17 protein-coding genes are annotated in these 15,016 nt (G+C 42.6%); 4 read left to right on the top strand and 13 right to left on the bottom strand.

Features of this window, described 5'->3' with window-relative positions:
- Positions 1–36 precede the first annotated feature (36 nt).
- The 4 genes from E2626_RS06530 to E2626_RS06545 are packed head-to-tail and all read right to left on the bottom strand — an operon-like array spanning position 37 to position 5,160.
- Positions 37–1,173 carry a mannitol-1-phosphate 5-dehydrogenase gene (locus E2626_RS06530; protein WP_134380932.1) on the bottom strand — a complete coding sequence of 379 codons (1,137 nt, stop codon included), beginning with the start codon at positions 1,171–1,173 and terminating at the stop codon, positions 37–39.
- Positions 1,173–1,604, bottom strand: coding sequence for a PTS mannitol transporter subunit IIA (locus E2626_RS06535; protein ID WP_134380933.1), 432 nt, complete (start codon positions 1,602–1,604; stop codon positions 1,173–1,175). The genes E2626_RS06530 and E2626_RS06535 overlap by 1 nt, the downstream gene beginning before the upstream one ends.
- The gene (locus E2626_RS06540) at positions 1,601–3,694 is read right to left on the bottom strand and encodes a BglG family transcription antiterminator (protein WP_244094271.1); all 2,094 of its coding nucleotides are present in this window, start codon (positions 3,692–3,694) and stop codon (positions 1,601–1,603) included. Before E2626_RS06540 ends, E2626_RS06535 begins: the two co-directional genes overlap by 4 nt.
- 29 nt (positions 3,695–3,723) lie before the next feature.
- The gene (locus tag E2626_RS06545) at positions 3,724–5,160 is read right to left on the bottom strand and encodes a PTS mannitol transporter subunit IIBC (protein WP_134380935.1); all 1,437 of its coding nucleotides are present in this window, start codon (positions 5,158–5,160) and stop codon (positions 3,724–3,726) included.
- Positions 5,161–5,483: 323 nt separating this feature from the next.
- On the opposite strand from E2626_RS06545, the gene E2626_RS06550 reads away from it, so the two are divergent.
- Entirely contained in the window at positions 5,484–6,242 is a 759-nt protein-coding gene (locus E2626_RS06550) for an RsbR, positive regulator of sigma-B (RefSeq protein WP_134380936.1), read from the top strand.
- 57 nt (positions 6,243–6,299) lie between these two features.
- Here E2626_RS06550 and E2626_RS06555 read toward each other — a convergent pair whose 3' ends face one another.
- From E2626_RS06555 to E2626_RS06565, 3 genes are all read right to left on the bottom strand, one after another.
- The gene (locus E2626_RS06555; RefSeq protein ID WP_166786757.1) at positions 6,300–6,842 is read right to left on the bottom strand and encodes a glycerol-3-phosphate acyltransferase; all 543 of its coding nucleotides are present in this window, start codon (positions 6,840–6,842) and stop codon (positions 6,300–6,302) included.
- Positions 6,843–7,017: 175 nt separating this feature from the next.
- Positions 7,018–7,557, bottom strand: a complete 540-nt coding sequence (locus tag E2626_RS06560; protein WP_134380938.1) for a GNAT family N-acetyltransferase — start codon at positions 7,555–7,557, stop codon at positions 7,018–7,020.
- Between the two features lie 136 nt (positions 7,558–7,693).
- A complete protein-coding gene (locus E2626_RS06565) occupies positions 7,694–8,332 on the bottom strand; it encodes a TetR/AcrR family transcriptional regulator (protein WP_134380939.1) in 639 nt (212 codons plus the stop codon).
- A 171-nt stretch (positions 8,333–8,503) separates the two neighbouring features.
- Between E2626_RS06565 and E2626_RS06570 the strand changes: the two genes are divergently transcribed.
- From E2626_RS06570 to E2626_RS06580, 3 genes are all read left to right on the top strand, one after another.
- Positions 8,504–9,244 carry a glucose 1-dehydrogenase gene (locus E2626_RS06570; RefSeq protein WP_134380940.1) on the top strand — a complete coding sequence of 247 codons (741 nt, stop codon included), beginning with the start codon at positions 8,504–8,506 and terminating at the stop codon, positions 9,242–9,244.
- A gap of 105 nt (positions 9,245–9,349) precedes the next feature.
- A complete protein-coding gene (locus E2626_RS06575) occupies positions 9,350–9,946 on the top strand; it encodes a hypothetical protein (RefSeq protein ID WP_134380941.1) in 597 nt (198 codons plus the stop codon).
- A gap of 108 nt (positions 9,947–10,054) precedes the next feature.
- Positions 10,055–10,342, top strand: coding sequence for a hypothetical protein (locus E2626_RS06580; RefSeq protein WP_134380942.1), 288 nt, complete (start codon positions 10,055–10,057; stop codon positions 10,340–10,342).
- A 48-nt stretch (positions 10,343–10,390) separates the two neighbouring features.
- On the opposite strand, the gene E2626_RS06585 is transcribed toward E2626_RS06580, so the two are convergent.
- From E2626_RS06585 to E2626_RS06610, 6 genes are all read right to left on the bottom strand, one after another.
- Entirely contained in the window at positions 10,391–11,944 is a 1,554-nt protein-coding gene (locus tag E2626_RS06585) for a flotillin family protein (RefSeq protein ID WP_134380943.1), read from the bottom strand.
- 184 nt (positions 11,945–12,128) lie between these two features.
- The gene (locus E2626_RS06590; protein WP_244094272.1) at positions 12,129–12,602 is read right to left on the bottom strand and encodes a GNAT family N-acetyltransferase; all 474 of its coding nucleotides are present in this window, start codon (positions 12,600–12,602) and stop codon (positions 12,129–12,131) included.
- 5 nt (positions 12,603–12,607) lie between these two features.
- Entirely contained in the window at positions 12,608–13,393 is a 786-nt protein-coding gene (locus E2626_RS06595) for a nucleotidyltransferase domain-containing protein (protein ID WP_134380945.1), read from the bottom strand.
- Between the two features lie 18 nt (positions 13,394–13,411).
- Entirely contained in the window at positions 13,412–13,714 is a 303-nt protein-coding gene (locus tag E2626_RS06600) for a hypothetical protein (protein ID WP_134380946.1), read from the bottom strand.
- A 6-nt stretch (positions 13,715–13,720) separates the two neighbouring features.
- A complete protein-coding gene (locus E2626_RS06605; protein WP_134380947.1) occupies positions 13,721–13,918 on the bottom strand; it encodes a hypothetical protein in 198 nt (65 codons plus the stop codon).
- A gap of 75 nt (positions 13,919–13,993) precedes the next feature.
- Complete coding sequence (locus tag E2626_RS06610; protein WP_134380948.1) at positions 13,994–14,986, bottom strand: YeiH family protein; 993 nt, start codon at positions 14,984–14,986, stop codon at positions 13,994–13,996.
- Between the last annotated feature and the right edge of the window lie 30 nt (positions 14,987–15,016).

Raw genomic sequence — 15,016 nt, forward strand, 5'->3', positions numbered from 1 at the left:
GGCCAGCTTCCTGATGGATGCTGGCCCACTTTTTGTTTAATTTGACTGTTGATAATAACCAATAATCCGGTTACTCATCTCACTCCCTGCCTCAATACCAGAGGCTTTCTCAAGTGCAGCAGCTGGACCATCCTGTTTGATCCATTCCTGCAATTGTACCGCTTCGGGATCTTCAGTAATATTGAAACGAAGCGCAGCCGCAATCGTCTTCTCGAGGTTGACCGGCTCCACATGATTGCTTAGCCCAACAGCCGGATAGGTGAGACGGTCTCCCGCAGACAGTTTGCGCAGTGGTGCACGGCCCACACGGTCAAGTCCGTCTGAGATATAAGGATTTCGATAACGCTCAATGATCTTTTTCACGTAAGTCTGATGTTCACTTTTATCCAGATCAAACTTTCCAGTTAAAAAAATACTTGTTTCTTCCAGGACACCTTCAAGCAAATGGATCATTTCAGGATCATCCATCGCTTCTTTTACCGTTTTATAGCCTTTTAACAAGCCGTTATAAGCAATTGAAGCATGCCCTGTATTCACTGTGAGCAGCTTTCTTTCGATAAATGGAACAAGGTTTTCCACGAAGAGCGCACCTTTTAATACAGGCTGCTCTCCCTTCAATCCCGTAGTTTCAATGACCCATTCAAAATATCTTTCCACTTCTATCGTTAAAGGATTGTCATGGTGCTGAATCGGAACTATGCGGTCGACTGCTGAATTCGGGAAGCCTGCTTGCGCAAAAACCCGTTCTGCATCTTCAGGCGAGAGGTGTTTTTCCACTTCTTCCTTCAGTTGATCACTGCCACCAATCATATTTTCGCATGCGATTACATTTACGCTCACACCGGCTTGTCTTTCACTCAGCCCTTTTGCAATAACCGGTGCGATAAAGGGTAGTACATGCGGTCCGACAGAAGCTGTCACGATATCTGCCTCAGCTACAGCTGCAGCTGCTGCTACAGGATTTTCTTTACTGTTAATGCCATTTACGCCATTTACAACAAAAGATTCTTTCGTTTCGTCAGCGAGCACGACTTCGTATTTTCCATCCTGATTCAACCGGTCGATCACTTCATCATTCACATCAATGAATGTAACTTCATATCCTGACTGCTGGAGAATTGCGCCTATAAATCCGCGTCCAATATTGCCCGCTCCAAAATGTACTGCTTTCATTACTCTGCCTCCTCAAAAATAGCGATAATCTCCTCTTCTGATTTCGCATTGATCAGACGCTCTACATTTTCTTCTTCAGAACATGCGATCGCAATTTTTGAAAGAATTTCAAGATGCTCTCCGTCTTTTCCTGCAATACCTACAACAATATTCACTTCATTATCATCAAACATGACACCTTCCGGCAGTTGAAGAACAGATATACCAGATTGCTTTACAAGCTTCTTTGAATCTTCTGTGCCGTGAGGAATCGCAATCTTATTGCCAATATATGTCGTTGAAATTTCTTCCCGTTCAAGCATGCTTGTGATGTAGTCGGCATCCACATAACCCTTTTCAGCTAATACAGCGCCTGCTTTTTCGATGGCTTCTTTTTTAGTTGAAACACTTTCGTTCAGGTAAATATTTTCTTTCTTAAAAATCTCACTCATGATGAACCCTCCATTAGTTGATGTGATTTTGTTGTATAAAACTGATTTAATGTTTTTTGCAGGAACTGAAAGACTTCCTGCTGATCGCCATTTCTGACCAGATGCATCGTATATTCTTCTTCAACGAGACTCCCACTGATAGAACTCAGTACTTCTGCACCCCTGTTATCAGTTTCCGATGGTGAAATCATTAAAATCAATCGGCTCACTGCTGTAGGCTCGCCGTCCATCCCTTTTAACGTATGGGGACGGTCAAGGTCATATAATCTGAACACCGGTTGTTTGACTGCACCGTCCCGGCAGTGATAAAGCGCAAGACCGGTGTCCGGAATGCCCATACCTCCAATATCTTCACGTGCACTCAGACTCTCCAGGACTGCGCCTCTATCGGAAATAATGTTTTCTTCATAAAGAGAGTCATCAATCTTTGTTAAAACGTGCTTGAATTTCCGAATATCTCCAAGTGACTCAAGCCTGAACTGTCTAAGCACCTGCTCAACAGCCGTTGCATACTGGTTCATCAGCTTCAGTCTGTGTAAAAACGGAACCGGATCATCCGGTTTCTGTTTCATTGCTGAAGGCTTTTTCAGTGGCTTAATCGTCTGAATTGCCGCTCTGATCCTTTCTGCATCCTGCTGTGGAAGCAATGGATTAACCAGCAGATAATCTTCTGCAAGACCACTTAAACCAACTGTGGAAATAATAAGGTCAAAGTGGGTCCTGTCTAAGTGTTTTTCAACTTCACTGATTGCAGATAATGTGATTGATTTAAACTCATCAAATTCTTTATTTAATCTGCTTGCAATCATTTTTGACGTTCCAATCCCACTCGCACATACGACCAGAACATTAAGAGAGTCCGGACCTGTCACACCCTCGAGCGCTGAACCGAAGTGAAGTGCCAGAAAAGCGATTTCACCATCCGGAAACTCATATGCCGGCAGCACTTCTGAAAGACCTGATCTGACAGCTTCAAACAGCACTGGATATTCTTTTTTAATTCGTTTAGTCAGCGGGTTATACGTATAATTTTTTTCTTTTGCCCTTTGTATACCAGGTTCAATGTGTGCGATCAGGCCTTCTATCAGATCCGGATCATCTATTAAATTCACATTCATTCTGTCAGAAATGGCGCGCACAAGCTGGTGAACTGTCACAGCAAGTTCAGGGTCAGTCAGCTGATCAACAAACTGTTCCTGAAAGCGTCTTTTAGCTGTTTTTAAATGAATCGTAATATAGCCTGTTTCCTGCTCTTCTATCTGAAGATTAAATGCTTCTGAAATCACACTGATAATCGTTTGGGCAATTCCATATTCAGACAACTGCTTAAAATCATCGAGAAGTTCCTCGTTGTGTTCAACCGTTGAACCAGCACGTATCCGCTCAAGGGACAAGCATATATGCAGCAGCAACGATACGTAAGCGCTATCTGTCAGTGGGTAGGGAAGCTGGGCGATCTCAGTTTTAATTAACCGGTCCACCTGATCAAACTCTTCTTTGGACACGATTGAAAACACACGGTGATCAAGCGTCCGCTGATTGAACAGCTGACCTTCGTGAATTGAATAAATGGACGAGCTCTCAAGCTCCTCCATCATTAAGTTTGCAAGTGATCGCCGCTTCGACTTTTCATCTCCTGACAGCTCAATACCATACCCTCTTCTCCGGATAATGGTTACCCCATAAGGATTCAGGAATTCTTCCAGTTCATCAAGTAACTGACTGAGGGCAGCAGTAGCAAGTTGAAACTCGTTTGCCAACTCAACCAGCTTCACAACTGAATCCTGCTTCATCAGGTAATGAAGCAACAGAATTTTTCTTTCTCCGGGATCCAATTCTGATGAAGGAACCTGGAGCAGCGCAGATTCCAGCTTATTGAAATCTGCGCTGTCTCCTGTCAGCTTCATGCCTCTACCCGCCTGCTTATCAAGTTTCAGGTTGAACTGAGTGCATATATCTTCAAGCTTCTGAAGTTCTCTTTGAACGGTCCGCTGACTTACTTGCAGATGTTCCGCAAGCTCAGCAAGCGTTGTATACTGGTGCTGAGCGGTCAGCAGAATATGAAGCATTTTACGTTCTCTTCCTGTCATGTACACGCCCAGGCACCTCCTTTTAAAAGTTAAGCAGATTCGTTTTTCTTGAGTTCATTAACAAGCTCGTCGTACTTCGGGCTACCCAGAAAGTTATCAACAGAAATGTGTCTTGCATCTGGGCGTTTGTCCACCGCACGCTGCGTTAAATCTTTGTGGGTGATAATGATATCAGCATCGTCCGGGATCTGGTTAATGGCCGAATTGGAAACCGGAATATCAATGTCAGCTTTTTTAAATTTATTTCTCAATAATGAAGCACCCATTGCACTTGATCCCATTCCGGCATCACAGGCAAAAATTACTTTTTGTACGTTTTCAAGACCTGCAAGTGAAGCAGCAGCCGGCTCATTTGTTACAGAAGTTGTACCCTGGTTCTTTTTACCTTTCATGTCCTGCATACGCTCAGTAGCTTCTGTCAGAGCATCGTCTTCTTCAGTTGACTTTGTAAATTTCAACAGGAACCCTGCTGATGCAAATGAAACGGCTGTAGAAGCAAATACACCGGCTAGCATACCAATGTAGTCGCCACGCGGCGTCATTGCAAGATAAGCGAAAATACTACCTGGTGATGGTGTTGCCACAAGCCCTACATCGAACAGTGTGAATGTCATAATACCAGTTGCTCCGCCAAGGATCGCTGCTAAAATCAGGATTGGTTTCATCAGAATATAAGGGAAATAAATTTCATGAATTCCCCCAAGGAAGTGGATGACACCAGCACCCGATGCTGATAGTTTCGCCATACCCTTTCCAAAAACCATATAAGCCAATAGGATTCCAAGACCCGGTCCAGGGTTCGATTCGACCATGAACAAGATAGACTTACCAGCTTCTGCCGCCTGGTCCAGCGCAAGAGGCCCAATCACACCATGGTTAATTGCATTATTCAGGAACAGTACTTTTGCCGGCTCAACGAATATACTTACAAGCGGTAACAGATTAGCATTTACAATGACCTGTACACCAGCTTCCATCACCTGGTTCAGCCCTTGAACAACAGGACCAACACCCGTATAGGCAATCAGTGTAAGGATTGCTCCAAGTATACCTGCAGTAAAGTTATTAATCAGCATTTCAAAACCTTGTTTTACCTTACCTTCAAACAGTTTATCAATCTGCTTGATCAGGTAACCACCAAGCGGTCCAAGAATCATTGCCCCGAGGAACATCGGAATATCTGTTCCGACGATAGCACCAATTGTCGCTGTGGCACCAAGCACTCCTCCCCGAACACCATAAATCATGTGCCCGCCGGTGAAACCGATTAGCAATGGTAGAAGGTAGTTAATCATTGGGCCGACAACTGTCGCCAGATCTTCATTTGGCAGCCATCCTGTCGGTATAAATAATGCCGTAATTAACCCCCATGCGATGAAGGCACCCATATTCGGCATAATCATACCGCTTAAATAGGATCCAAATCTCTGAACCTTTGCTCTTACTCCTGACTTATTTTCCGCCATTTTTTCTCCCCCTTAAATCATTTTAGGCATAAGTGATGTTGTTAATTTAATAATAAAGCGCTTACTTATCCAAAACAACGAATAGAAAATTCAGCTTTGTCATGTCAGAAGTGGACATTTATTAATTAACGAATATTTGAAATGAAGGAAGGAGATTTCTATTATGTATGGAATAATTATATAGCAGAACTTTCAGATCCTTCTTGAAGAGGGTTAATGAAGACTTTTATCTAATGATTTATAGCTGAAAATGAAATTGCTTTAGTAGTTTGAGAGGCTTTAGCGTATAATATATCCGATACAATAAGGATGGGGAGATTGTCATGACTGCATATGGAACAATACCGGAGACAATATCTCCGCTTCAGGCATTAGACAGCATTGGAGAAACCATTCTACTAGCTGATCTTGCATATAATATCCAATGGATGAATAAGAAAGCTGCGATTCTTTTAGATGAAGTCGCTTTGCTTTATGGGCTTTCAGGCAGCAGTGACATGATCGGTAAAAATATGGATCTTTTTCATCGCACACCAGGTTATCAGAAAAGGATCATGCCACGTATTACCGAAACACACCGGGCAAGAATTACAATTAGAGAAATCGTCGTGACTGATATTGTGATCACACCGATTCGTTCAGAAGGAGAAATCCAGGGGTTCGTCATCATGCTAATGGATGTAACGACAAAGGCCGAGGAATACGCCGCAAAAGAAAAGCTGATTAAAGATTTATCTACTCCGATTATGAAGGTATGGCATAATGCAATTGCTCTGCCGTTAATTGGATCTTTTGATCAGGACCGCTTTGATTTATTAGTCGGTGAAGTCCTTCAGGAATGTTCAATGCATCAGATTGATTATGCATTAATTAATGTCAGTAAAATTCATTTTGATGAAGAATATGCTACAACAGTTCAATTTCAAAAACTGATTGACTGCCTTCGCCTGATTGGTACAGAATGTATGATTGTCGCCGTTCCCCCTTCACTGGCTGTAAACATGACAGGGCTGGATAGAGATGTGATGATTCATAAGAACGCTTATGAAGGATTGAAGTATATTATTGCGAGAGATGAATAACTATAAAGGAATCTGCCGGAGTGATCACTGACAGCTTACGGCAGATTTTTCAAGTCATCATTTCTTGTGTACAAAAAGCAATGCAATAAATGCCAGGCTCATTCCCACTGAAACAATTGTCAGTCCATAAGACAAAAATAATGTAACAGGAACCATTGCAATCGCAAAAAATCCGGAAATGGTATAACGTCTTGAAAAGCCATAACATAACCCCATCGCAATAGCAGCTGCTGCCAGCGTTAAAGGTTCAAGCCACAGCGCACCCGCCAAGTACACTACGATCCCTTTCCCGCCTTTAAATTGTAAATATAAAGGAAACAGATGACCCAGCAGCACAAAGAGGATCCCTGAAAATATGGCCCATTCTAAACCGCCAAACCAGATAGTTATGATCCATAAGGCGATCCAGGTTTTCACAGCATCAATGAAAACTGTCAGCAGGAACCCCTTTTTCCCAAGTACTCGCCCAGCGTTTGTTGCACCTGCATTACCGCTCTCCAGCGTACGTATATCCTGTTTTTTGAAAAGTTTTGTAACGATATAAGCGCCGTTAAAACTGCCTAATAAGTAAGGCAGTATGGCTGAGAATAATAAGATCATTGCATTTAACCCCAGACTTGTGGAATATATACTCATTCTTCATAATGCAGAGAATACCCTTTGATATTCAAGACATATCAAACACACCATACAGAAAAACGTAAAAATGACCGCTGCTCTATAACAGAGCAACAGCCATTTCTATGATTCTATATTGTTTCTGAATATTTTGCAATCACTTGTTTATACTAGCTGAGGATTTTTTTACCTCTCCAATCCAGATCATATGATCAAAACCACCGCCCCAGTAATTTTCTAATATGATATCCGGCTCTCCAAGCCGCTTCTTCCAATAAGTTTGTGAACTGACAAAGCCCGCATCCAAATAGAATTTAGACTGACCTCTTTGATAAAGAAATTCTTTCGTGTAGTTCAGGAGCTTACGTCCGATTCCCTTTCGTTGTTGTCCAGGATGTATGTAGATGCTGCCCACTTCAAACACACCTTCTTCCGGCTCCAGACCACAGGTGATCAGTTCCCCTGGTCTCATACAGGCAATGGACCCAATCACTTCATCGTTCTCTACTGCTACAAACATCACTTCTTCATCCGATTCAATTATCCTTCGCGCAACTTTACAAAGACGCTCGGTTTCTTTTTCAATTAACCATTCTTTATCTTCTATCTTTTCATTTGAAATCAGTTTTAACTGACATGCCGCAATCATACGGTCTAAAGAGGGAAGGTCCTCTTTTTTCAATTCTCTAATGATCATCTTTTCACCCTGCTTTGTTCATGTTAATACAATTATACTAAAAAGCTGTCTGAGAATGGACCCGAACAGCTTTTTATCTTTTTCGACGTTTCCAGCCCGACCTGCATGATCTGGGTTAATCGTATTTAATGAAATTTTAACCACCAAAGGGATTTCTTACTCTATTAAAATCTATCAGTAGCGGACTTAAGATTGTTTTCACTTTAAAACGTTGTTCTGATCTGTGACGTACAATCATTAATAATTGATCAGCCATTTCTTCCGGAGATCGCAAAAAACCTGTCTGAATCCAGTAGATTAATAATCCTGTCACCGCAATTGAGTGATAAACCGCATACAATTCGTGGTCCACATCACCATGCTGAGAAAGGTCAGAGAGCATGACATCTTTAATTGCCAGACTTAATTTTTGATGAAATAAAGCGAGAAAAGGAGAGAATACCACTTGTGTATAGGCAGCCTGATTTTTTAATACTGAGTGAAACAAAGTGATTTCTGAAAAGTGGAGGTCCTGTAGCTGGAATGAAGTTAATTGAGTGTATGGCTCACGATATGCCTCTATGACTTTAGCAACCATGTCATCTAAAAGCTGGTGAATGAGGTCATCAAGGCTGTCGTAATGATGATAAAACGTTGTCCGGTTCACTCCTGCATTTCGACAAAGGCTTGCAACCGTAAGATTTTTTAACGAATGATTTGATAACGTTTCCAATAACGAACTTTTCAACTTGAGACGGGTTCGCATGACACGTCTATCCGGGTATATGGTTGACATTAAAAAGCCTCCTTGAGAATTATTCAACAAATTCAGTTTGATTGTAGAATAACAATGACAAGGCCTATAGAAAGAGAACTTATACCTTCATTATACTATAAGTGAGCAGCGTTTCTGCACACCCCAATTTAAGGCAGATGTGCTGTCATATAAAAAATGGGAGGTATCAATATGGGTCGTCTTGATGGTAAGGTAGCACTGATTACAGGTGGGGCACGAGGAATGGGTGCTTCACATGCAAAGCTTTTTGTGAAAGAAGGAGCAAAGGTCGTAATCACAGATGTGCTGGCAGATGAAGGGGAAAAAACAGCAGAAACGCTTGGAGACCACTGTATATTTTTAAAACACAACGTAACGAGTGAAGATGAATGGAAGCATGTCGTAGAGAAAACTGAAGAACATTTTGGACCAATTAATATTCTTGTCAACAATGCAGGGATTGTGATTCAGGAGCCGCTTGAAAGCCTGAGCCTCGAAAATTATAAAAAGGTCATTGAGATCAATCAGGTCGGTGTATTTTTAGGCATGAAGTCAGTCATCCCTTCAATGAAGAAGACGGAGAGATGTTCGATTGTTAATATTTCTTCTATCTCAGGAATGGTGGGACAACCCATGACACTCGCTTATAATGCTTCAAAATTTGCAGTCCGCGGGATGACAAAATCAGCGGCTGTTGAGCTCGGATCACTTGGAATCAGAGTGAATTCCATTCACCCTGGCATCATTAAAACACCTATGACACAAACCCCTGAACTCGAGGCGGTTCTTGAGCAAATGCTTCAGGGTATTCCTCTCGGGCGGACAGCTGAGCCTGAGGAAGTATCAAAATTATGTCTCTATCTCGCTTCTGATGAGTCAAGCTATTCTTCAGGATCTGAATTTATTATTGATGGCGGAATGATTGCCGGTTAATGAAAAAAGTCGTTCGCTGAGGTGGACGACTTTTTTAATCTTTACATAATTAAGGTTCGCTTGTTTCCACTTCTTTCAAGTATGATATTAAAAAGAGGTGATGACGTGAAATTTCTTATTGTGTGGTTATTGTTATTGGCTTATGCAGTGTTTTTTGCTCCGGGTTCTGAAGGGTCAGATCCTGTACTGGATAATGTCTTTGCAGGAAATTGGGCAGCAATCGATCCGCTGGTGCTGACTGTCTTTAACTCGTTAGGTATCTTCCCTTTAATTTTTCTTACTATATTATTACGGAATGACCAGCAGAAATGGCCGGCCTGGCCGTTTTCACTCGCAGCTTTTGCCGGCGGTGCCTTTGCACTGCTTCCATGGTTTGCATATGGAGATCGCCCTGCTGAACGTGGATTGAGAACACCTAAGTGGCTCCTGATCGTCCTGCGTTCAAAAGTATGGCTGATCTTTTTGCTCATTTTCATTTTTGGCAATTTACTTACCCTCCTGCAAGGTGTTTCCTTCACTTCGTACGCTGAAGCGTTCCAGGAATCCAGCCTGGTATCAGTCATGACTGTTGATTGGTTTATTTTATGGTGGCTGTCTGTGTATGCGATTCATCGATTTTACCCGGATGCACAAAGAAAAGGCCTTGCGTGGATTCCGATTGCAGGACCGGTTCTGGTGTTGCTATCTTTAAAAAAGTCTTAACATCCGGCTCAGTAAACGCCGCCTGCTGACGATCTGCAGTGCGGTTTTTCTATGTTTAGAATACCGGCCACTTTTCCATACTACTGTTAAAAAGGCTGTGAATAGCATATGTTCCCTGATATTCAGACAAACTTCTGGGATGCAGTCATCGCAGTACCCGTAGTTATGTTATTGACTCAGATAACTAAAAGTATCATCAGACCTTCTAAGCCCACCATTCCATTCATCGCACTTATTTTCGGATTATGTATATCTATTTTTATTAGTCATAGAGAAAGCCTTCTGGCCGGTGTTTTTATGGGATGGTTTTATGGCTATGCGGCTGTCGGTTCCTACGCTTCTTTGAAAACAACTGTCATTTCTTATCTCAAAAAAGTCAGAAGAGAACCTTCTTAACTAAACACAAAAAAGAGCAGCCTCACGAGGAGACCACTCTTTAAGCTTTTATTCTTCAGAAGATGATGGCTCTTCTGGAGCTGATGGTTTATTGTTTGCCGCATTAGTTTCTTTAGCTGGTGCAGCCTCTGAAGCTGCCTGTTTTTCATCCTGATTTGTCACAACCGTATGAGTGTTTCCGCGGTTCACCATATCAGAAAGCAGCTTAGAAACATCAATACCTGTCAGCTCTTTCAGTGGTTCCTGAATCTCAATCATTGTCTGTGTCACACTCTTACCATAAGAGGAAACTCCATTGCCGCCACCTGTATCAAGGATCTTAACAGAATCAATGTTTTCCATCGGCTTCGCTACTTTTTCAGCAAAGACCGGCAGCATCTCAATCAGCTTCTCAGCAAGGATGACTTCGCCGTGTTCAGCAATTGCTTCAGTCAGAAGTCGTCTTGATTCTGCCTCAGCCTTACCACGCTCTAATATAACCTGCGCTTCGGCAAGACCAGCTTCACGCTGAATTTTCGCTTTTGCTTCTCCATCAATTTCCGCTTTACGCGCATCTGCTTCCGCCTGACGTGTAACTGTGTAGTAATCGGCATCAGATTTTGCTTTACGGATCTTGTTTTCTTCTTCTTCAATGTCTACCTGACGTGAACGTTCAACCTGCTGGATGCGCAGTTCTTCTTCTTTACGTTTCGAAATCAGCATTAATTCTTCCTGCTGAACTTCTTTATCCAGCTTCGCCTTCTCGAGCGTATAAGACTGCTCTGACTTCGCACGTGCACGTTCTGTTTCTTCTTTAATCGCTGCATCTTTCAGGTCTTTATTTTTCTGTGCTGCAGCAATTTCAGTCTGGCGCATATATTCCTGCTCTTTCGCTTCCTTATCAGAATTCGCACGCTGGATCCGCGTTTCTTTTTCAGAGTTGGCTTCTGCAATTTCAGCCAGCTTTCGAACCTCTGCAATTCGCGGACGTCCAAGGTTTTCTAAGTATCCATTCTCACTGTCAGCATCACGAAGATCCGTCAGCCCTAGTGATGTGATACGGAACCCCATATCATCCAGCTGTTTCTGGGCAACCTCAGTTACCTGTTTGTTAAATGATTCACGGTCTTCGTTAATCTGTTCAACCGTCATTTTAGATAAAATTGCCCGGAGATTTGCACTCAGTACTTCTCCGATTTCCTCTTCCAATTCCTCAGATTTTTTTCCAAGGAACTGCTCTGCATAGTTTGCAATCCCCTTTAATGTATCAGCAACTTTTACCATTGCTACTGCGTCAGCAACAATTGGCACTCCGCCATTCGTATATACGCGCGGCGTTGTCAGCTTCAACTGGAACGACGTCAGCTCAACCGGTGTAGCTGTCTGATGCATGCGCAGCAGGTGGCCCCCACCACGGATGATCTTCATTGACCGGCCTTCATTGTCTGTAAAGATGTTCGTTTCTTTTTCAGAATCACCTAGCTTTGGTCCTGTGATAATCAGTGCCTGATTCGAGCGTGCTGTACGGTAGCGGATTTTGTAATAAACAAATACAACTATCCCTGCAATTGCCAGTAACACAAGAATCGGGATAATAATTGATAATGCAGCAAATAATTCCATTATGTATGCCTCCCTGATAAAATTTGATTGTTCTGACTATATGTACGGATGAATAGAAGAAAGGTTCCATTTTTGGCGAAAGTTTTCCTTGAATAATTTTAACTTAAAGTGGCAAGTACATGATTTAAGTCTGTAAAATTGAACTTTTCAGCTATCGATACCAGATATATAATAATTAAATTTTTCAAGTTTGACTTTCCAACTTAAGACTCATCACCCGCTGCTCCCCGACCGGACCGGTAACCCTTCTGCCTGTGTCTTCAAAACCCGAACTCAGGTACAGCCTGAATGCCGGATCATTTTTCAGGTTGACTGATAACACAATTTCATCGCAAGCAGGAAACTCTTTTCTAACCCACTCAGTCAGCAGCTCCATCGCCTGCTTTGCATAACCCCTCCCCTGTTGATCTTTCGTTATAGACAGTGAAGCCAACAGGCATGCCGATTCATTTGGTGTATAATTCTTCAAACGTCCGGATTGTTCAAGGACGAAAAACCCAACAGCTTTTTGTTCAGCTAAGATCACCACAGGAAACTGCTCTGTCGTTAACCTGTCCAGTTGATCTGCAGGTAATGTCGTAAACTGCTCCTGTTCTTTAGTAAGATAAAAGTTTGTCAGATCCTTCTGATAGATCCTTGAAAAATGTTCAAGTGTCACTTCATTCAACTATTCACACGCTCCCCATCAAGCACTTCAATCATTTTCTCTATAAACGGAAATGCCTCCGACTCTTCACCAAGTGTTTCTTTAAGCCAGACAGTCTCAGTTTTCAGAATTACAACTGTCTTCCTCATCGCCTGCTCATGATTTTGAGGTGTTATATGTTCCAACATATTGATCAGTGCATTCAACGGCTCTGCCGGTAATGACCGCATGGCATCTTTCATCCCAAGCTGGGCACGGTGAGGAGCATAACGGTGAAATAACACACGCACAAGATATTTCGTCATCAAATGAAGTGCTTCTATCGCCCAAATGTCATTCCCTCTGTTCCAGGCTTTCCGGTACTGAAATAAAAACCAGCCTATATCAAATGCCTGTTCTTCCAATTCTGCAGCAGATAATGTGAGGTGCTGTTTGTCTTTAAATTGTTCCATGAGATTCTCCGGATCATATAAAACAGTAAAATAATCCGTTGTCTTAAACGTTTCTTCCGTTACTGTAAACAAGTCCACATGCAGCAGATTGTCATACACCGTGATGACCTGCGGCGCAATAATAAAAAGACTTTCATGGAACAGCATTGACCCGTAAGCAGACAGGTGTTCGACTCTTCTTGGTAAAAACTTATCGATCTTTTCCCCGTCAACAAAGCAATAAAGATCTACATCCGAGAATTCATCGCCTTCATTTCTTCCCAGTGACCCTTTTAGCACCACCGCTTTTACTAACGGATCATTTTTCAAAGATTCAGTTATTTTTTCAGCTGCTTCCATCTGTATATTCATTAAACATTCCTCTCTTCATTATTCAAAAGGATAAAATACTTCTTCTCCATCTTCATAGATCACACTGAATTGTTCCGGTGTAAAACCTTCCAGCCGGTTACGATCAATCGGTAATACCCAAAAATGCTGATCTGGGCTTACTTCTATTAACAAACCATCTCCCTGAAAACGAACAGTTGCTAAACCGGGTGGGCGGTAGCCAAAAAGCAAGCCGTATTCACCTGCTGCCGTTGTATTAAAGTTGCTGATACCGAACCGCTCACCGTTTTCAGTCGTTGTAAGAGCTGCACTTGGACCGGTAATGCTTCTCCATCCCAGCAAACCCTTCTAATATACTTCTGCAACAATTAGATTATCATCCTCGGTAATCGCTATAGCCTCGCCGCTGCTCACATTGTGAATAGCCAGCACGTTCCCCTCTATGCTTTCTTCTAAATTACTATGCAGCGCATAAATCACACCCCATGTCAGAACTCCCACTATAGCCAGTCCAATTAATATGATTGAAACTTTTCTTCCGATCACAATCCCTCCCATAGAAAAACCCTGTTGATACCATTGTATCGAACAGGGTTTCCAACTACTACCTTTTTTCATTTTTTAAACAACAAAAAACGTCCACACAGAAAGTACAACTGACACGCATAAAATAATCAAAAATGGTCTCATTGCCTGACTGCGGATATCCTGCAGACTCACGTTCAGTCCTAGCCCGACCATTGCAGCTGTTAATAACCATGTTGTGAGACCTGAAACAAATTCAAGCACTTCATCTGAAACCGGAATGACCGGCCCAATCACATAAGTCCCTACAATACTCATCAGTAAAAACCCGATCAGAAACCATGGGAAACTGACTTTTGCTTCAGCTGATTCCACTGACTTTCTGTTCATCCAGTACATCAGAATAAAGCACAGCGGGATCAGTAAGAATACTCTGCCCAGCTTTGCGAGAAGCGCCATTGCAAGACCATCTTCCCCTGCCGGCTCTCCCGCAAGCGCCACATGTGCGACTTCATGCAGACTCAGTCCTGCCCACATCCCGTATTCAATATCAGTGAGTGGCAGCACCGGGCGTAATAACGTATAGATAATGGCAAAAACCGTTCCCAGCAGCGCAATAATCCCTACGCTCATCGCTGTATCCTTCTCTTTCACTTTTAAAATCGGTGCGACTGCAGCAATAGCAGCTGCCCCACACACGCCAGTTCCCACAGCTACAAGCATGGAGATAGCCTTATCCGCTTTAAATACTTTCGCAAGCCACACGGTTACGACAATCGCAAAGATAATGACAGCTGCATCTCTTATTAATAATCCGAAGCCGTCCTGTAAAACAATCTCAATATTTAATTTCAATCCGTATAACACAATCGCTGCACGCAGTAGACGTTTCGTTGAAAATGTAATACCCGGTCTCAATTTGTCCGGGTATCCGAAAATCTGGCGGTAAAACACTGCTATCAGAATGGCTGCAGCAAGCTGTCCCGCCCGGTCAAATCCGGGAACCATTGCAAGTAAATAGCCAAGACCTGCGATCAAAAATGTAAATAAGACACCTGTCAGCCAGGCGGTTTTAGTAGATTCGTTCATCAGCTCACCCCGGCATCTACTATACGCCTG

Origin of the sequence: Jeotgalibacillus salarius, assembly GCF_004405125.1 — a bacterium.
Classification (GTDB): domain Bacteria; phylum Bacillota; class Bacilli; order Bacillales; family Jeotgalibacillaceae; genus Jeotgalibacillus; species Jeotgalibacillus salarius.